Source organism: Pseudomonas sp. Tun-23181, from assembly GCF_057415455.1.
This window is the reverse complement of the sequence record NZ_CM171630.1, coordinates 2,622,108-2,638,161: the sequence shown is the minus strand read 5'-3', so window position 1 is coordinate 2,638,161 and position 16,054 is coordinate 2,622,108. Positions and strand designations below refer to the sequence as shown.

The window sequence follows — 16,054 nt, the reverse complement described above, 5'->3', positions numbered from 1 at the left end:
ACAGACATTGGCCATCATTCATCCTAAGGTCCGCGGTTTCATCTGCACCACGACCCACCCGAAGGGCTGCGAGCTCAACGTCCGTGACCAGATCGAAGCCACCCGCAAGCTGGGCGTGCGCGAGGATGGGCCGAAGAAGGTCCTGGTGATCGGTGCATCCAGCGGCTATGGCCTGGCGGCGCGCATCACCGCGGCTTTCGGCTTCAAGGCCGACACCCTGGGCGTGTTCTTCGAAAAGCCCGGCACCGAGACCAAGGCCGGTACCGCCGGTTGGTACAACGCCGCGGCCTTCGACAAGTTCGCCAAGGCCGAGGGCCTGTACAGCAAGTCGATCAATGGCGATGCCTTCTCCGATGAAGCCCGTGCCAAGGTCATCGAGCTGATCAAGCACGAGATGGGTGGCAAGGTCGACCTGGTGGTCTATTCCCTGGCCTCTCCTGTACGCAAGCTGCCGCAGACCGGTGAACTGGTGCGCTCGGCGCTCAAGCCGATCGGCCAGCCGTACAAGTCGACCGCCATCGACACCAACAAGGACACCATCATCGAGGCCAGCATCGAGCCGGCCACCGAGCAGGAAATCCAGGACACCGTCACCGTCATGGGCGGCCAGGACTGGCAGCTGTGGATCGACGCCCTGGCCGGCGCCGGCGTGCTGGCCGAAGGTGCGCGCACCGTCGCCTTCAGCTACATCGGCACCGAGATCACCTGGCCGATCTACTGGCACGGCGCCCTGGGCAAGGCCAAGCAGGACCTGGACGAAACTGCCCTGCGCCTGGACCGTAAACTGGCAACCGAGATCAAGGGCGGCGCCAACGTGGCCGTACTGAAGTCGGTCGTCACCCAGGCCAGCTCGGCCATCCCGGTGATGCCGCTGTACCTGTCGATGGTCTTCAAGATCATGCAGGAGAAGGGTGTTCACGAAGGTACCCAGGACCAGCTGGACCGTATGTTCCGCGACCGCCTGTACCGTGCCGACGGCCAGGCCGCTGAAGTCGACGAGAAGGGCCGCCTGCGCCTGGACGACTGGGAACTGCGTGACGACGTCCAGGACGCCTGCAAGGCCCTGTGGCCGCAGGTGACCACCGAGAACCTGTTCCAGCTGACCGACTATGCCGGCTACAAGAAAGAGTTCCTCAAGCTGTTCGGTTTCGAGCGCGCCGACGTCAACTACGACGAAGACGTAGCCACCGACGTACGGTTCGACTGCGTCGAGCTGTAAGCAAGCCCTTGACCGTGCAGCCGTTCATGGACGGCTGCACGGTTCCCTCCGGGGCCTGCACATAATCTGAAACAATTCCTTCGCTGGCCCTTTGCTATGAGGGCGCTCCGGCTGATCTATACCGCTGCTAATGACCAGGTAATTCCGCCTGGGCTGGGGAGGCAGCAGTATGAGCACATTGCAAAAAATACAAGAACGAATCCGCCAAAAAGGTCTTAAACGCACCCTCAAGACCTTGTTCGAGCGCTATGTGTTTTTCCATTGGGAGTTGTTGTGGATGGAGCGTGACCTGGTCAGCCCCGTACCGCCGTACAACCTCAAGGAACACCCACCGGTAACCCTGGTACAGATCACCTCCGAGAACGCCGACGCTTTCGCCCGCTACTTCGGCGACCGCGTCGAGACCATGCGCGAGCTGGCCGCCGAAGGCCACACCGGGCACATGTACCTGGACGAGCAGGGCGATGCGGTGGCGTTCATCTGGGCCAGCGTGGTGGACTACCGCGACAAGCACTACTACGGCTGCACCTTCCCGGTGAAGCCGGGCGAGTTCTTCGAGTTCGGCGGCGAGATGACGCGCCGCTATTTCGGCAGCGAGCTGTCGGTCACCGCCCAGGTGGAGCTGTGGAACGCCATGCGCGAGAAGGGCTGCAACAAGGTGGTGGACGTGGTCGAGACCCACAACGTCCCAGCCATGAAGCTGCATTTGCGCATGGGGTATCACGAGCAAGGGCGGGTGATGCATGTCTATGGCCTGTTCGGGCGCTTCAAGCTGTTCCGCGAAACCCGCTACCAGGGCTCGCGGCTGGAGGTGCTGCGCAAGCCGGGCGTGGCCCGGGCCTTGCCGACTGCCTGAGAGGTTGGCCGGGAGCGGGCTATGCCGTTGGGGTGGGCAAATGCTGGGGCCAAATAGTTGAAATGACGCGCGCTCAATACTAGCGTTGGCGGACGAACAATCGCCCGTGCCCGCGCCCTGTCGGTGCGAGACGCCGCAGGGAGTGCGCCATGAGCAGCCTCATCCAGCCCGCCAGCGCTTTTCGCCAGGACGCCGCCGATGGCTATAGCCTCGGCGGCTTTCGTTGGCGTCATGCCCAAGCCGCCCCCCAGCGCCCGCTGGTGATCATCAACGCCGCCACCTCGGTGCGCTGCCGCTATTACGCGCGCTTCGCCGACTACTTGTTCGCCCAGGGCTTCGACGTGCTGACCTACGACTACCGTGGCATCGGCGAATCGCGTCCGGCGTCGCTGCGTGGCTTCCAGGCGTCCTGGAGCGACTGGGGACGGCTCGATTTCGAGGCCATGCTGCAACTGGCGGCCAATGAGTTTCCCGGCCAGCCGGTGGACGTGGTGGGGCATAGCTTCGGTGGCTGCGCGGTGGGCCTGGCGCCGTCTGCGGGCCAAGTACGGCGGCTGGTGATGGTGGGGGCGCAGTTCGCCTATTGGCGTGACTATGCGGCGCAGCAGCGCTGGCGGCTGTTCGGCAAGTGGCATGTGGTGATGCCGCTGCTGACGCGGTTGTTCGGTTACTTCCCAGGCAAGCGCCTGGGCTGGCTGGAAGACACGCCGGCGGGGGTGGTACACGACTGGACCACCCGCACGCCCCGCTACGAGCACCGCCCCAGCGGACGCACGCTGGCGGAGCCGCCGTTCGCCAAGGTGCGGGCGACGACCCTGGCGATCAGCCTGGCCGACGATCCGTTCGGCACCATTGCCGCCACCGAACGCTTGCTGGGTTACCTCAATGACGCCGAGCGCCTGCACCTGCGGGTGGCGCCTGTGGATATCTCGGTCGGCGAGATCGGCCACTTCGCCTTCTTCCATGATCGCTTCCGCGACAGCCTGTGGCCGATCGCACTGCAGTGGCTGCAGCAGGGCAACTTGCCACCTGGTACCCCGGGGCAGCGTTTGTGAAAGCCGCCGGCCCATTCGCGGGCAAAAGGCCCAGCACTCAAGCCTGATACCCATACAACACCGCCAGCAACCCTGCCAGCGCACAGGCGAGCAACACTTCCAGCACGCCCCGCCGGAACAGCAGCAACCCCACGGCCGCCAGCACCGCGACCAACAGTGCCAGCCAGTCGATCCCTTGGGCGAACCCATGCGGCCAGAACACGTGATAGCCAAAGAACAAGGCCAGGTTGATGATCACCCCGACCACGGCGGCGCTGATCGCCGTCAAGGGTGCGCTGAAACGCAGTTGGCGCCGGGTGCTCTCCACCAGCGGTGCGCCGATCAGGATGAACAGGAACGACGGTAGGAAGGTGAACCAGGTGACCAGGCAGGCTGCCAGTGCCCCGGCGAGGAAGGCCTGGTCGGCCCCGAGCGGGGCCTGGGCGTAGGCACCGACGAAGGCGACGAAGACCACCAGCATGATCAACGGCCCCGGCGTGCTTTCACCCAGGGCCAGGCCGTCGATCATCTGCGTCGGTGTCAGCCAGCCGAAATGGCTCACCGCGCCCTGGTAGACATAGGGCAGCACCGCGTAGGCGCCGCCGAAGGTCAGCAAGGCTGCCTTGGTGAAGAACCAGGCCATCTGGGTGAACGTGCCTTGCCAGCCGAACAGCAGGAGCAACAGGCCCATCGGCAGGCACCACAGGGCTGCGCCACAGGCCAACAGCCGCAGCAGGTGTGGCCAACGCCAGCGGGTATGCCCGGGTTGTGCCGGCGATGCGTCCGGCAAGGGCTCATGCGCGGCCTGGAACAGCCGGGGCTGCCAACGCCCGCCCAGGTAGCCGAGCAAGGCGGCGCCAAGGATGATCAGCGGGAACGGCAGGCCCAGGCCGAACAAGGCGACGAACGCTGCCAGGGCAACTGCCCACAGCGCGGCGTTGTGCAGGACGCGTGAGCCGATGCGCCAGGCCGCTTGCAGGACAATGGCGGTGATCGCCGGCTTCAGGCCGTAGAACAGCCCGGCGACCACCGGTTGCTGGCCGTGGGCGACATAGACCCATGACAGGCCGATGAGAATGAACAGCGAAGGCAGGACGAACAGCGCCCCGGCAACGATGCCACCCCAGGTACGGTGCATCAGCCAGCCCAGGTAGGTGGCCAGTTGCTGGGCCTCGGGGCCGGGCAGGAGCATGCAGTAGTTGAGTGCATGGAGAAAACGGGATTCGCTGAGCCAGCGACGGCGCTCGACGATTTCCCGGTGCATCAGGGCGATCTGCCCGGCGGGGCCGCCGAAGCCGATGAAGCCCAGCTTGAGCCAGAACAGCATGGCCTGGCGGAAGGGGACGGGGTGCTCGATCGGCATGTGGGGCGGTCCCTGGGGCAAAGGAGGGCTATGCGCCAATGTCAGTCAGTTAAGCGGCGTTTTTTCATTTTTGGGGCTGCCTTGCAGCCCATCGCTGGCAAGCCAGCTCCCACAGGGTACGAGTCGACCATAAATGATGTGGCTTGCGAGGCCATGTGGGGCTTGCTGGCGATGGGGCGCGAAGCGGCCGGCCGGCATTGGGCCATACCCTCCGCTCGCAGTCGTCAGGCCAGCCGCGTGAGCGGCTGCTGCGCGAACTTCACGCCTGCCAGCCCATGCGCCATCAGCGCGCGGATGTTGGCATGGTCGCTGCCCTCGGGGGTGGCCAGCACGCTGCGGTAGTGCTCGCCGAAGGCCAGCAGCGCTTCCTGGTCGCTCAGGCCTTCGAGCAGGGCCAGGCCCAGGGTCTTGCACGAGCCTTCGTTCTGCCCGGCGGCGTTCTCGACGCCACCGTTGACGAAGGCCTGGGGCTGGTAGCTGTAGTTCGCGGCAATGAACGCCAGGGTGTCGGCGAAGGCGTGTTCGCCGCTGGCGAGGCTGTCGCGCAGGGTGTTCAGATCAGTCACGTGGCTTTCCTTTTTCGAACGCCGCCTGTTGTTCGGCGCTGGCTTCTTTCTGGTACTGGGCTTTCCACTCGGCATAGGGCATGCCGTAGACCACTTCCCGGGCATCATCCAGGCTCAGGTCGATCTGCCGCTCGTCGGCGGCGGCCTTGTACCACTTGGACAGGCAGTTGCGGCAGAAGCCGGAAAGGTTCATCAGGTCGATGTTCTGCACGTCGGTGCGTTGGCGCAGGTGTTCGACCAGGCGCCGGAAGGCGGCGGCTTCGAGTTCGAGCTGTTGTTGGGGCGTCATGGGCTTCTCTCAGGTCATGCGGTTCTTCAGGTGGCGGCCACCATTGATGACCACCTGGCTGCCGGTGCTGTACTGGCTCTGGAGCAGGAACATCACCGCCTCGATCAAGGGGCGTGCACCGGGCTCGAATTCCAGCAGGGCCTTCTTCAGGGTCTGCTGGCGGTAGGCCTCGTCGCCGCCCTCCTTGAGGATCAGCAGGCCTGGCAGGATACCGTTCACGCGCACCTTCGGCGCGTATTTTTCGGCGAACGACAGCACCATGTTCTGCAGGGCGGCCTTGGTCGCGGCATAGCCGATATGGCTCTTGCTGCCGCGCGAGGAGGTTTCGTCGCAGATGTGGATGATGTCGGCCTTGTCCACCTTGGCCAGCAACTCGCCCAGGGCCAGGTTGAGATGGTAGGGCGCCTCGACGTGCAGGCGGAACATGGTCTCGAGGTTGTCCAGGCCGTCGTCCAGCCACAGCGAGGCGTTGTGGATGATTGCGCGCAGGCCGTCATAGTGGCCGTGCAGGTGGTCGATCAGCGCCTGGCGGTCGGCTTCCCGGCAGAGGTCGGCCTGGAACTGGAGGATGTTCGGGTGCGGGGACTGCGGCTGGAGGCTACGGCTGGCACTGACCACCGTATGGCCGGCCTGTGCCAGTTCGAGGGCCAGGGCCAGCCCGACGCGCTGGCTGGCTCCGGTGACGAGGATTGGGCTGTTCATGTTCGGGGCAATCAACTTGTCTGTCCTTGCATGGATGCCCCAGCATACCCGAACTGTTTCCCTTTGTATGACCTGGCCTCAGCGGCTGCGCAGTCCGCGCGCCGCCTGTGCGGCGGATGCCGGGGCTGCGTTCAGCCAGCCGGCCAGCAGGCGGGTCGAGAGTGGGATGAACAGGTACACCATCACCGGCGTCAGGCCCAGGGTACTGAGCAGGACCCGTGGCACCAGGTCCAGCGGCGCCAGCCAGTGCCCGAACAGCACGTTGAACAGCAGCGAGACCGGGAAGAACGCCAGCCAGATGGCCACGGTCTGCTTCCAGCGTGGCGGTTTGTGCACCAGATGGGTGCCGAACCAGTCGTCCAGGCCGGTCACGCGCCGCTCTTCGGGGCGCTCGAACAGGCCGTTGCCACGCTGCAGCCAGGCGCGACGGGAGGCGGAGTGCTCCCAGGCATGCAGGGTCTGTTCGTCGGTGAAGCGGAAGACGATCTGGAACTCGTCGCCGTCGGCGGGTGGGGCGAGGATGCCCGAGCCCAGGTAGCCGGGAAAGTCGGTGGCCAGTTGTTCGCCTTCGTGGAGCCAGGCCAGCAGCTCCTGGTAACGGCCATGGGCGGCGCGGCGCGACACCATCAGGGTGACGGGTGGGGTAGACATCGTGTATCTCCTGGCGACGGGGCTGGCGGGTAGCTGGCCCCTTGGCTTGCGTGGCCCGGGGTGATGGGCGACACAGGCGTGATGCAAGAATCGGGCACGGATTATCGCGGATTTTTCGTGACCGGTCAGTGCCGGCTGGCAGGCGGTCGCGCTGACCCTGCGTGGCCTCCCGTCGTAGAATGCCCCTCAGACACACATGACAGGGTTGCCAGCGCAGATGAACGAAGAGGTAGCGGCCTTGGCCAATGGCGCGGGCCTGGAACCCCAGGCGCGGGTGCCGATTCGCGAAGTTTCCCGGCAGACCGGCGTCAACCCGGTGACCCTGCGGGCGTGGGAGCGCCGCTATGGGCTGATTCGGCCGACGCGGACCCGTAGTGGGCACCGCCTTTATTCCCAGGACGACATCGACACCATCCGCAGCATCCTGGGCTGGCTGGCGCGTGGTGTGGCGGTGAGCAAGGTCGGCAGCATCCTGGCCCGCGACCAGGCGCTGGCCCAGGATGCGTGTGCCGCCGCCCATGCCGACGACCTGGCGCGCTGGCGGGTGCAGGTGCACGCGGCGGCGCAGCGCTTCGACGGTGGCGGCCTGGACCGGCTGTTCGACCAGGTATTCGCCGGCCTTGCCCTGGACCAGGTCTTCGGCGAGGTGTTCATGCCGGTATGGCAGTCACTGCGCGCGGGCCATGGGAGTTTCGGCCAGGCCAGCGCCTGGTTGTTTCTCGACCAGTTCCTGCGTGGCCGGGTGCTGCTGCGCCTGCAACTGGCTCGCGAGCCGCGTGGCAGCCGCGTGGTGCTGGCGCCTTTGCCGGGGCAATGCCATGAACTAGAGCTGCTGGTGGCAGGCTTGCTGTTGGGCTACGACGAAGTGAGCGTGACGCTGCTGCCCCTGGGGCAGCCACTGGAGGAACTGGCGCTGGTCTGCGAACGCTTGGCGCCCGATGCGCTGGTACTGTTCGCCAACCACCAGCCGACCGTGGAGTTGGGCAAGCGTCTGGCGCGTCTGGCGCCAGGGCTGGGCTGCCCGTTGTTGTTGGCGGGGGAGACGGCGGAGCTTGCCCAGGGCAACCTGGCGGGGAGCGCCATGGCCTGCCTGGGCGCCGAGGGTGGCCTGATGCGCAGGCGCTTGCGGTAGTACCTGGGCGGTCAGCCGGCGACCTGAGCGTGCAGCTCCGGGTGGGCCTGGCGATGGGCCTGGAGGATGTATTCGCGCAGGCGCTCGATCTCTTGCGCTGGGCTGCGGCTGAGGTCGTAGGCGGCCAAGTCCGGGCCGATGCGGCGGCGCAGTACGCCATGCAGGCCGATGGCTGGGATGCCTTCGGGAGCGAAGTGCAGGTCGAAGCGCGCAGGCGCTTCTGGCAAGTCGCGCACTTGCACCAGTACACCTTTGAAGGAAATCTCCCGGACCCACAGGCCGCTGCCTGCGCCGTGCGCGTCGAGCAGCGCGGCCGGCTCTTCCAGCGACAGGCGCCAGGGGCGCAGCATGGGGCCGTCCTCGTAGATCTCCGGTGAGCCCAACTGCAGGTGCAGGGCGTGGAATTCGTCTTCCACCAGTTGCAGGGGAAAGCTGATCTGCTGGTTGTTGAACTGCGCCTGGAGCGTGACCTGCTCGTTGGCCACCAGGCGGGTGAGCAACTGCTGGAGCCGATGGTCGCCATTGACCAGCAGGCCCGACATGGGGTCGGCCAGGTTCAACTGGGGCGAATGCTGCATGTTCTGGATGAAGTCCAGTTCGTCCTGGGTCAGGAGGGCGTCTGCTTGCATGGTCGAACTCGAAGGTGGCTGTTTCTTCAACGTCATGGACAGCACGCAAGGCGCTTCGTTCAGAAGCGTTGGTCAGATTTCCGACGGCCAACCTGGGCCGGTGCTGATGCATGCCCGGGCCCTTGGGTGGGAAGGAGACTTTGGTGGGAGGCGGCCTTTTGCCACTGTCGGATGCTAGTATCCTACGTTTTCACTCAGTTTCGGAATCCTCTGCCCGATGAAAGTCGCCATTATTTCTGGTTCGGTGTACGGCACCGCCGATGAAGTCGCCCGTCACGCCGAGTCCCTGCTCAAGGCTGCCGGCCTGCAGGCCTGGCACGCTGCCCGCGCCACCTTGCAGGACCTGCAGGGTTTCGCCCCCGACGCCTTCCTGGCCGTGACCTCGACCACGGGCATGGGTGAGCTGCCGGACAGCATCATCCCGTTGTTCAGCAGCATTCGCGACACCCTGCCTGCCGAGTGGCGTGGGCTGCCGGGCGCGGTGATCGGGTTGGGCGATTCGAGCTATGGCGATACCTACTGTGGCGGTGGCGAGCAGCTGCGCGAGCTGTTCGCCGAGCTGGGGTTGCGTGAAGTGCTGCCGATGCTGCGCCTGGATGCCAGCGAGACCGTGACCCCGGAGACCGATGCCGAGCCGTGGATCGCCGAGTTCGTGGCGGCGCTGCAAGGCTGAGCCTTTTTGGGGGCTGGTACTGGCCCCCGTATCACCCACCAGGCGCCGGCCGCTCGCGCAGCAGTTGCAACCAGGCCTGCGCTGCCCGTGACAGGTAGGCCCCGCGCCGCCAGATGAAGGCTATGTCCCAACGCAAAGCCGCCGGCGCCAGCAGCGGCAAGCGCACCACGCCGGGCCGCTCCAGCGCCCGCGCCACCACCCTGGGCAGCAACACCACGCCCTGGCCCGCCGCGACCAGTGCGGCGAGGAAGTCCGCCTGGCCGCTGCGTCCACCTTCCTTCGGGGTGAATCCCATCTGCTGGCAGGCGCCCAGCAGGCGGTCATTGAGCACGAAGCTGCGCTGGTACAAGAGAAACGGCGTGTCCGCCAGCTGGCGCAGCTCGACCTGTGGCAAGCCCGCCAGGGCATGCCCGGCCGGCAACAGGGCATCCAGCGGTTCGTTGCAAAAGGGCTGGTACTCGAAGGCCGGATCGCTCGGCGTCAGGCTGCCGCCCAGCTCCAGCTCGCCGCTGGCGACCGCTTGCTCCACGGTGCGGCTACCCCCTTCGAGCAACTGGATGTCGATGTTCGGATGACGCCGCCGGTACTCGGCGAACAACCCCGCGAACAGCGCGTCGCTGCCCAGCAGCGGCAGCCCCAGGCGCAGCTCGCCCCGGGCCATCTGGTCGAGGTCGTCGAGCTCGCCCAGCAACGCCTGGCGCTGGCGCAGCAGGGCTTCGCCACGTTCGAGGACGATGCGCCCGGCAGCTGTCAGGTGCAACTGCGAGCCCTGGCGCTCCAAGAGCGGCTGGCCGAGGTCCTGCTCGAGCTGGGCAACCTGCTTGCTCACCGCCGATTGGCTGATGTGCAGGGTCTGGGCGGCCTGGGTGAAGCCCCCTCGGTGCACCACTTCGATGAAACTGCGCAGCTGTTTGAATTCCATGCGTTGAATTCCATTATGGAATGGCGATCAGTCTAACAATTCGCTTCTGGCCTAGGCAGGTGAAATCTTAAAATGAACGCCTGTCGAGGACTCCGTACCATGAAACCCCTGTCGTTGAAGAAATGCCTGCGCCTGCTAGCCGAGCTGGCGATCCTGCTTGCCCTGTTCCTGCTTGGCGGCCAGCTCGCCGTCTGGCTGGGGTGGCCGATTCCCGGTGGGGTGATGGGGCTGGCGCTGCTGTTGCTGCTGTTCGCCTGCGGTGTGGTGAAGCCGGCCATGCTGCAGTTGGGGGCCGGCTGGCTGATGGCAGAGATGCTGCTGTTCTTCATCCCGGCGCTGATGAGCCTGCTCGACTACGGCAACCTGCTGCGCAACGAGGGCTGGCGCATCCTGCTGGTGATCGCCGTGAGTACCTTGCTGGTGATGGTGGTCACGGCCGTGACCGTCGAGCTGGTGTGCCGCTGGAGGCTGCGCCATGAGCCTTGAACCCATGCCGCTGTTCTGGCTGGCGCTGACCCTGCTGGCCTACCTGGGCAGCCGTTGGCTGTACCGGCGCAGCGGGCGCTACCTGCTGTCGCCGCTGATCCTGGTGCCGGCCCTGTTGCTGGCGGTGGCCGTACCGCTGCACACCGCCTACGCCGAATACGCGCGCAACACCCACTGGCTGATGAGCGTGCTGGGCCCGGTGACGGTGGCCTTCGCCGTGCCGATCTGGCAACAGCGGGCTTTGCTGGCGCGGCACTGGCCGGCGCTGCTGGTGGGCATGCTGGCCGGTAGCGGCGCTTCGATCGCCAGTTCCTGGGGCCTGGCGCACCTGCTGGCGCTGGACGATTCGGTCAGCCTGTCGCTGCTGCCGCGCTCGATCACCACGCCATTCGCCATGCCGTTGGCCCGTGACCTCGGTGGCGTGCCGGAGCTGACCGCCGTGTTCGTCATGTTCACCGGCGTGCTCGGTGCAGTGTTCGGCGGCATCCTGCTGCGCTGGCTGCCCCTGCGCACGCCCTTGGCCCGCGGTGCGCTGTTCGGTGTCGGCGCCCATGGCGCGGGTGTCAGCCGGGCCCAGGAGGTAGGGGGCGAGGAAGGCTCCGTGGCCGGCCTGGTCATGGTCCTGACCGGCCTGCTCAACCTGTTCGCCGCACCCCTGCTGACGTGGCTGCTCTGACCGTTCATACCGCTGACCCGCAAAGCCAGCAAGCTGGCTGCCAATGCAAGTTTCGCCGCCCCATGCGCTGACTAGACTGAGCCTCGACATAGAGAGCACATGTAAGTGCCGAGGTGACACGCAATGAGCGCAACCCTGCCCTATATCGCCAACACTTATCCACCGGGACAACTCTGATGCCACTGGCTGAAATACCATTGTGCGTCTGGCGTACCCGAGGCCAAAGTTTTTCCTTCCGGGGCCAGAGCATCCGTTACTGGACAGCAGGGCAAGGAGAGCCACTGCTACTGCTTCACGGTTTCCCCACCGCCAGCTGGGATTGGCACTACCTGTGGGCACCCCTGACCCAGCGCTTCTGTGTGCTGGCCTGCGACATGCTCGGCTTTGGCGATTCGGCCAAGCCGCTTGACCACGACTACAGCCTGATGGAGCAGGCCGACCTGCAACAGGCCCTGCTCGCGCACCTGCGCATCGATCAGCCAGTCCACCTGCTGGCCCACGACTACGGTGGCAGCGTGGCCCAGGAGCTGCTGGCCCGGCACCACGAGCGACGCCTGGAAGTCGCCAGCTGCGCGTTCCTCAACAGCGGCCTGTTCCCCGAGTGCTACCAGGTGCTGCTGCTCCAGAAGCTCTTGCTCAGCCCCTTGGGCTGGTTGGTGGGCCGCAGTTTCGGGCGGGACGACCTGGTGCGCAACGTCAGCCATATCTACGGCCCCTGCACCCATCCCAGCGAAAGTGCCCTGGATGACTACTGGAGCCTGATCGTCTCCAACCGTGGCACGCGCATCCTGCACAAGCTGATCAGCTACCTGCCCGAACGCCGGGTGCATCGCGAGCGCTGGGTCGGTGCGCTGCAGCGCCGGGGCGTGCCGCTGCGCTTCATCAATGGCGTGGTCGACCCGGTCTCCGGCGCGCGGATGGTCGAGCGCTACCGACAACTGGTGCCGGAGCCGGACACCGTGTCGCTGCAGGGTATCGGCCACTACCCGCACACCGAGGCGCCGCTGCAGGTGCTGCGGCATTACCTGGCCTTTCGCGAGCAGCCCCTGACGTGCTTCACGCAGAAAGTCGCCTGGTCCTGAAGGCGGGTCGCACAGATTAGGCGGTGGGCGATCATCGGCCTGTCTTATCGCCCGCCATTCAGCCCCCGTGCGCTTGATTGTCCGCCGTCCGCGGCTGGCGGACACTGCCCGGACCCCAATCCCTGCCTGGAGCCTTGGACATGAGCGAAGCGGTACGACTGCAAGATCGTGTGGTGATCGTCACGGGGGCCGGTGGCGGCCTGGGCAGGGCCCATGCGTTGCTGTTCGCCGCGCGTGGGGCCAAGGTGGTGGTCAACGACCTGGGGGGCTCGACCCACGGCGAAGGCGCCAGCGCCTCGGCGGCCGACCGAGTGGTGGAGGAGATCCGCGCAGCGGGTGGCATGGCGGTGGCCAACCATGACTCGGTCACCGACGGCGCACGCATCGTCGAGCAGGCCCTGGATTGCTTCGGCCGGGTCGATGTGCTGGTGAACAATGCCGGCATCCTGCGCGACAAGACCTTCCACAAGATGGAGGACGGCGATTGGGACCTGGTCTACCGGGTCCATGTGGAGGGGGCCTACAAGGTCACCCACGCCGCCTGGCCACACTTGCGCGAGCAGAACTGGGGGCGGGTGATCTTCACCGCGTCGACCTCCGGCATCTACGGCAACTTCGGCCAGGCCAACTACGGCATGGCCAAGCTGGGTCTGTATGGCCTGACCCGTACCCTGGCCATCGAAGGACGCAGGCACGGCATCCTGGTCAACGCCATCGCCCCCACCGGCGGGACGCGCATGACCGAAGGGTTGATTCCGCCCCAGGTGTTCGAGCGGCTCAAGCCCGAGCTGGTCAGCCCGCTGGTGGTGTACCTGGGCAGCGAGCGCTGCGAGGACAGCGGGCAACTGTTCGAAGTGGGCGGCGGTTGGGTCGGCAAGGTGCGCTGGGAGCGTAGCCTGGGTGTCGGCTTCGATCCTCGGGAAGGCTTTACCCCGGAGCAGGTGGCGGACAACTGGGGACGGATCTGCGATTTCGACGGCGCGGTGCATCCCGAGGACAGCCTGCAAGCGTTGCAGCAAATGATGGCGAACCTGCAGAAGTATCCGCTGGGTTGAGGCCATTGGGGCTGCGCAGCCCATCGCCGGCAAGCCGGCTCCCACAGGGGCCCCGTTGCCCTTTCGGCCTCTGTTCTCCGCGTGCAGGGTAATCCTCCACAGATGTTCCCGGCAGGGCACATGATTTGTGAACGCCGCTGGACCTGTGGGAGCTGGCTTGCCGGCGATGGGCCGCGCAGCGGCCCCGATATTCCTGCAGACATAAAAAAGGCCGCTGCAAACGCAGCGGCCAATCGAGACGTTAGATCAAGGAGCTTCAAAATCAACGTCGGTGAACCTTGCAGGCCCGAAGAACAGGGGGAGAGCCCTTCGTGCCAGCCAGTGAGGTCAGAATAAGCGCTTGATCCCGTAGGAAAAATAGCGACTTCCGACATTCACCTTTACGTTTAGGGTAAAAGTCCTGGCACGAACCGTGCCCCTCACGCGATACGCCGTGTCAGTGCGCTGGCGCGTAGCCCATCCGCCAACTGGCAGCCTGCGTCGCCGCCAGCAAGCGCTGGGCCGCCGGGCCATGTTCGTCGGCATGGAAGATCGACGTCGGGCCGACCACGGTCATCACCGCAGCGATCTGGCCCATGGCATTGAACACCGGTGCCGACAGGGCATCCACGCCCGGCATCAGCAGACCATGCACATGGTGCAGGCCGCGCTCGCGGATCTGCGTCAGCAACGGCGCATAGTCGCTGAACGGCTGGTTCAGCGTGGCCAGCTCCCGCTCGCGCAACTCGACAGTTTCGCGCTCCGGCAGGTAGGCGGCGAACACCAGTCCCGTGGAGGAGCTGAGCAGCGGCAGGACCGAGCCGATCTGCGTCACCACCGTCACCGCGCGTACCGCCGGTTCGATGCTCACCACCGTGGCGCCCTGGTTGCCCCACACGGCCACGAAACAGCTCTCGTTGAGCGCGTCACGCAGTTGCGACAGCGGCAGGGCCGACACCTTCAGCACATCGATGCTCCCCAGCGCAGCCATCCCCACCCGCAGGGCCTCGCGCCCCAGCCCGTAGTGGTTGGTGGCCGGGTCCTGCTCGGCGAAGCCGCTGGCGATCAGCGCCTGCAGGTAGCGGTGCACCTTGCTGGCGGGCATGTCCACATGCTCAGCCAGGCGCGACAGGGAGGTGGACGGCGAGAGTTCGGCAAGGGCCTTGAGAATATCGGTGCCGACTTCCGCCGAGCGAACCTTCTGCTTGCCGTTGTCGGCGGGGGAGCTGGCTTTGGCCATGGGCTTGGGCATCCAGGGAGACAGATGGGCGTCTTTATAGCTTGACGGCATGTGGCAATCAAATTACGTTATTCGTAATCTGATTACGATAAAAACAATGCAGACGCGCTGCCACGCCTGGGTCGATCGCCGGAAAGAGCCGGAACGGGCCAGCAGCCAGCTGCCAGCAACGGCTCCCTGGGAGCCCGGAGGCACCGATGAATCGCGACCATTCCCCTGTTCTTGAATACCTGAGCGGGTTCGGCAACGAATTCGCCAGCGAGGCGTTGCCCGGCGCCCTGCCTGTGGGGCAGAACTCGCCGCAGAAAGCCCCTTATGGCCTGTACGCCGAGCTGCTCTCGGGCACCGCGTTCACCATGCCGCGCAGCGAACTGCGCCGCACCTGGCTGTACCGCATCCGCCCCTCTGCCCTGCACCCGCGCTTCGAGCGCCTGGAGCGCCAGCCACTGGGCAGCCCGCTGGGCGACGTCACCCCCAACCGCCTGCGCTGGAGCCCACAGCCGATCCCGTCCGAGTCCACCGACTTCATCGAGGGCTGGGTGCCCATGGTGGCCAACTCGGCGGCGCAGAAGCCGGCTGGCGTGAGCATCTACATCTACCGCGCCAACCGCTCCATGGAGCGGGTGTTCTTCAACGCCGACGGTGAGCTGCTGCTGGTGCCGGAGCAGGGCCGCCTGCGCATCGCCACCGAGCTGGGCGTGATGGAGGTCGAGCCGCTGGAGATCGCCGTGATCCCGCGCGGCATGAAGTTCCGCGTCGAACTGCTCGACGGCCAGGCCCGTGGCTACATCGCCGAGAACCATGGCGCGCCGCTGCGCATCCCGGATCTGGGGCCGATCGGCAGCAATGGCCTGGCCAACCCGCGTGACTTCCTCACCCCGGTCGCCCACTACGAGGAGGCCGAGGGGCCTGTGCAACTGGTGCAGAAGTTCCTCGGCGAACACTGGGCCTGCGAGCTCCAGCACTCGCCGCTGGACGTGGTGGCATGGCATGGTAGCAACGTGCCCTACAAGTACGACCTGCGCCGTTTCAACACCATCGGCACGGTCAGCTTCGACCACCCGGACCCGTCGATCTTCACTGTGCTGACCTCGCCGACCAGCGTCCACGGCCTGGCCAACATGGATTTCGTGATCTTCCCGCCGCGCTGGATGGTGGCCGAGAACACCTTCCGTCCGCCATGGTTCCACCGCAACCTGATGAACGAGTTCATGGGCCTGATCCACGGCGCCTACGATGCCAAGGCCGAAGGCTTCCTGCCCGGCGGCGCTTCGCTGCATGGCGTGATGAGCGCCCACGGCCCGGATGCCGAGACCTGCGCCAAGGCCATCGCCGCCGACCTGGCGCCGCACAAGATCGACGACACCATGGCGTTCATGTTCGAGACCAGCCAGGTGCTGCGTCCGAGCCGCCATGCCCTGGAGTGCCCGCAACTGCAGGCCGACTACGATAGTTGCTGGGCCACCTTGCCGAGCACCTTCAACCCGAACCGGAGATAAC

The 16,054-nt window shown here is 65.9% G+C and carries 18 protein-coding genes; 10 read left to right on the top strand and 8 right to left on the bottom strand.

The genetic code is table 11. The features are described from left to right. The first annotated feature begins 7 nt into the window (after positions 1 to 7). From fabV to ACDI39_RS12595, 3 genes are all read left to right on the top strand, one after another. Positions 8 to 1,219, top strand: coding sequence for an enoyl-ACP reductase FabV (gene fabV / locus ACDI39_RS12605; protein WP_225789496.1), 1,212 nt, complete (start codon positions 8 to 10; stop codon positions 1,217 to 1,219). A gap of 169 nt (positions 1,220 to 1,388) precedes the next feature. Then, on the top strand, positions 1,389 to 2,075 hold the full coding sequence (locus tag ACDI39_RS12600; protein ID WP_253099546.1) for a GNAT family protein: 687 nt from the start codon (positions 1,389 to 1,391) through the stop codon (positions 2,073 to 2,075). 149 nt (positions 2,076 to 2,224) lie between these two features. Then, positions 2,225 to 3,130: an alpha/beta hydrolase family protein gene (locus ACDI39_RS12595; RefSeq protein WP_253099548.1), complete on the top strand. Its 906-nt coding sequence runs from the start codon at positions 2,225 to 2,227 to the stop codon at positions 3,128 to 3,130. A gap of 37 nt (positions 3,131 to 3,167) precedes the next feature. Here the strand turns inward: ACDI39_RS12595 and chrA are convergent, their stop codons facing one another. The 5 genes from chrA to ACDI39_RS12570 all read right to left on the bottom strand — a co-directional run bounded on the left by chrA (position 3,168) and on the right by ACDI39_RS12570 (position 6,680). Beyond that, positions 3,168 to 4,472, bottom strand: coding sequence for a chromate efflux transporter (gene chrA / locus ACDI39_RS12590; RefSeq protein ID WP_225789493.1), 1,305 nt, complete (start codon positions 4,470 to 4,472; stop codon positions 3,168 to 3,170). Between the two features lie 224 nt (positions 4,473 to 4,696). Beyond that, positions 4,697 to 5,038: a HopJ type III effector protein gene (locus tag ACDI39_RS12585; RefSeq protein ID WP_225789492.1), complete on the bottom strand. Its 342-nt coding sequence runs from the start codon at positions 5,036 to 5,038 to the stop codon at positions 4,697 to 4,699. Continuing rightward, positions 5,031 to 5,327, bottom strand: coding sequence for a DUF1244 domain-containing protein (locus tag ACDI39_RS12580; RefSeq protein ID WP_225789491.1), 297 nt, complete (start codon positions 5,325 to 5,327; stop codon positions 5,031 to 5,033). The genes ACDI39_RS12585 and ACDI39_RS12580 overlap by 8 nt, the downstream gene beginning before the upstream one ends. Before the next feature lie 9 nt (positions 5,328 to 5,336). Continuing rightward, positions 5,337 to 6,029, bottom strand: a complete 693-nt coding sequence (gene folM, locus ACDI39_RS12575; protein WP_225789490.1) for a dihydromonapterin reductase — start codon at positions 6,027 to 6,029, stop codon at positions 5,337 to 5,339. A gap of 78 nt (positions 6,030 to 6,107) precedes the next feature. After that, the gene (locus ACDI39_RS12570; protein WP_225789489.1) at positions 6,108 to 6,680 is read right to left on the bottom strand and encodes an antibiotic biosynthesis monooxygenase; all 573 of its coding nucleotides are present in this window, start codon (positions 6,678 to 6,680) and stop codon (positions 6,108 to 6,110) included. 217 nt (positions 6,681 to 6,897) lie between these two features. Between ACDI39_RS12570 and ACDI39_RS12565 the strand changes: the two genes are divergently transcribed. After that, positions 6,898 to 7,812, top strand: coding sequence for a MerR family transcriptional regulator (locus ACDI39_RS12565; RefSeq protein WP_225789488.1), 915 nt, complete (start codon positions 6,898 to 6,900; stop codon positions 7,810 to 7,812). Between the two features lie 11 nt (positions 7,813 to 7,823). On the opposite strand, the gene ACDI39_RS12560 is transcribed toward ACDI39_RS12565, so the two are convergent. Then, positions 7,824 to 8,441, bottom strand: a complete 618-nt coding sequence (locus ACDI39_RS12560; protein ID WP_225789487.1) for a hypothetical protein — start codon at positions 8,439 to 8,441, stop codon at positions 7,824 to 7,826. A 217-nt stretch (positions 8,442 to 8,658) separates the two neighbouring features. Here ACDI39_RS12560 and ACDI39_RS12555 point away from each other — a divergent pair, with 217 nt between their 5' ends. Then, the gene (locus tag ACDI39_RS12555; protein WP_225789486.1) at positions 8,659 to 9,114 is read left to right on the top strand and encodes a flavodoxin; all 456 of its coding nucleotides are present in this window, start codon (positions 8,659 to 8,661) and stop codon (positions 9,112 to 9,114) included. Positions 9,115 to 9,145: 31 nt separating this feature from the next. On the opposite strand, the gene ACDI39_RS12550 is transcribed toward ACDI39_RS12555, so the two are convergent. Next, positions 9,146 to 10,036 carry a LysR family transcriptional regulator gene (locus ACDI39_RS12550; RefSeq protein WP_225789485.1) on the bottom strand — a complete coding sequence of 297 codons (891 nt, stop codon included), beginning with the start codon at positions 10,034 to 10,036 and terminating at the stop codon, positions 9,146 to 9,148. A 99-nt stretch (positions 10,037 to 10,135) separates the two neighbouring features. Here ACDI39_RS12550 and ACDI39_RS12545 point away from each other — a divergent pair, with 99 nt between their 5' ends. The 4 genes from ACDI39_RS12545 to ACDI39_RS12530 all read left to right on the top strand — a co-directional run bounded on the left by ACDI39_RS12545 (position 10,136) and on the right by ACDI39_RS12530 (position 13,335). Beyond that, positions 10,136 to 10,522, top strand: a complete 387-nt coding sequence (locus ACDI39_RS12545; RefSeq protein ID WP_225789484.1) for a CidA/LrgA family protein — start codon at positions 10,136 to 10,138, stop codon at positions 10,520 to 10,522. Then, the gene (locus ACDI39_RS12540; protein ID WP_253091182.1) at positions 10,512 to 11,198 is read left to right on the top strand and encodes an LrgB family protein; all 687 of its coding nucleotides are present in this window, start codon (positions 10,512 to 10,514) and stop codon (positions 11,196 to 11,198) included. The genes ACDI39_RS12545 and ACDI39_RS12540 overlap by 11 nt, the downstream gene beginning before the upstream one ends. Positions 11,199 to 11,374: 176 nt before the next feature. After that, complete coding sequence (locus ACDI39_RS12535) at positions 11,375 to 12,280, top strand: alpha/beta fold hydrolase (RefSeq protein ID WP_253091183.1); 906 nt, start codon at positions 11,375 to 11,377, stop codon at positions 12,278 to 12,280. 140 nt (positions 12,281 to 12,420) lie between these two features. Next, entirely contained in the window at positions 12,421 to 13,335 is a 915-nt protein-coding gene (locus ACDI39_RS12530; protein WP_225789481.1) for an SDR family oxidoreductase, read from the top strand. Positions 13,336 to 13,771: 436 nt separating this feature from the next. On the opposite strand, the gene ACDI39_RS12525 is transcribed toward ACDI39_RS12530, so the two are convergent. Further along, positions 13,772 to 14,554: an IclR family transcriptional regulator gene (locus tag ACDI39_RS12525; protein WP_225789480.1), complete on the bottom strand. Its 783-nt coding sequence runs from the start codon at positions 14,552 to 14,554 to the stop codon at positions 13,772 to 13,774. Positions 14,555 to 14,751: 197 nt separating this feature from the next. Between ACDI39_RS12525 and hmgA the strand changes: the two genes are divergently transcribed. After that, a complete protein-coding gene (gene hmgA / locus ACDI39_RS12520; RefSeq protein ID WP_225789479.1) occupies positions 14,752 to 16,053 on the top strand; it encodes a homogentisate 1,2-dioxygenase in 1,302 nt (433 codons plus the stop codon). Position 16,054 lies beyond the last annotated feature (1 nt).

Coding starts and splice junctions, on each gene's coding strand:
- ACDI39_RS12570 (WP_225789489.1), bottom strand. CDS start 6,680: ATGTCTACCCCACCCGTCACCCTGATGGTGTCGCGCCGCGCCGCCCAT.
- ACDI39_RS12555 (WP_225789486.1), top strand. CDS start 8,659: ATGAAAGTCGCCATTATTTCTGGTTCGGTGTACGGCACCGCCGATGAA.
- ACDI39_RS12530 (WP_225789481.1), top strand. CDS start 12,421: ATGAGCGAAGCGGTACGACTGCAAGATCGTGTGGTGATCGTCACGGGG.
- ACDI39_RS12525 (WP_225789480.1), bottom strand. CDS start 14,554: ATGGCCAAAGCCAGCTCCCCCGCCGACAACGGCAAGCAGAAGGTTCGC.
- ACDI39_RS12580 (WP_225789491.1), bottom strand. CDS start 5,327: ATGACGCCCCAACAACAGCTCGAACTCGAAGCCGCCGCCTTCCGGCGC.
- ACDI39_RS12545 (WP_225789484.1), top strand. CDS start 10,136: ATGAAACCCCTGTCGTTGAAGAAATGCCTGCGCCTGCTAGCCGAGCTG.
- ACDI39_RS12560 (WP_225789487.1), bottom strand. CDS start 8,441: ATGCAAGCAGACGCCCTCCTGACCCAGGACGAACTGGACTTCATCCAG.
- ACDI39_RS12550 (WP_225789485.1), bottom strand. CDS start 10,036: ATGGAATTCAAACAGCTGCGCAGTTTCATCGAAGTGGTGCACCGAGGG.
- hmgA (WP_225789479.1), top strand. CDS start 14,752: ATGAATCGCGACCATTCCCCTGTTCTTGAATACCTGAGCGGGTTCGGC.
- ACDI39_RS12535 (WP_253091183.1), top strand. CDS start 11,375: ATGCCACTGGCTGAAATACCATTGTGCGTCTGGCGTACCCGAGGCCAA.
- chrA (WP_225789493.1), bottom strand. CDS start 4,472: ATGCCGATCGAGCACCCCGTCCCCTTCCGCCAGGCCATGCTGTTCTGG.
- ACDI39_RS12595 (WP_253099548.1), top strand. CDS start 2,225: ATGAGCAGCCTCATCCAGCCCGCCAGCGCTTTTCGCCAGGACGCCGCC.
- ACDI39_RS12540 (WP_253091182.1), top strand. CDS start 10,512: ATGAGCCTTGAACCCATGCCGCTGTTCTGGCTGGCGCTGACCCTGCTG.
- ACDI39_RS12600 (WP_253099546.1), top strand. CDS start 1,389: ATGAGCACATTGCAAAAAATACAAGAACGAATCCGCCAAAAAGGTCTT.
- folM (WP_225789490.1), bottom strand. CDS start 6,029: ATGAACAGCCCAATCCTCGTCACCGGAGCCAGCCAGCGCGTCGGGCTG.
- ACDI39_RS12565 (WP_225789488.1), top strand. CDS start 6,898: ATGAACGAAGAGGTAGCGGCCTTGGCCAATGGCGCGGGCCTGGAACCC.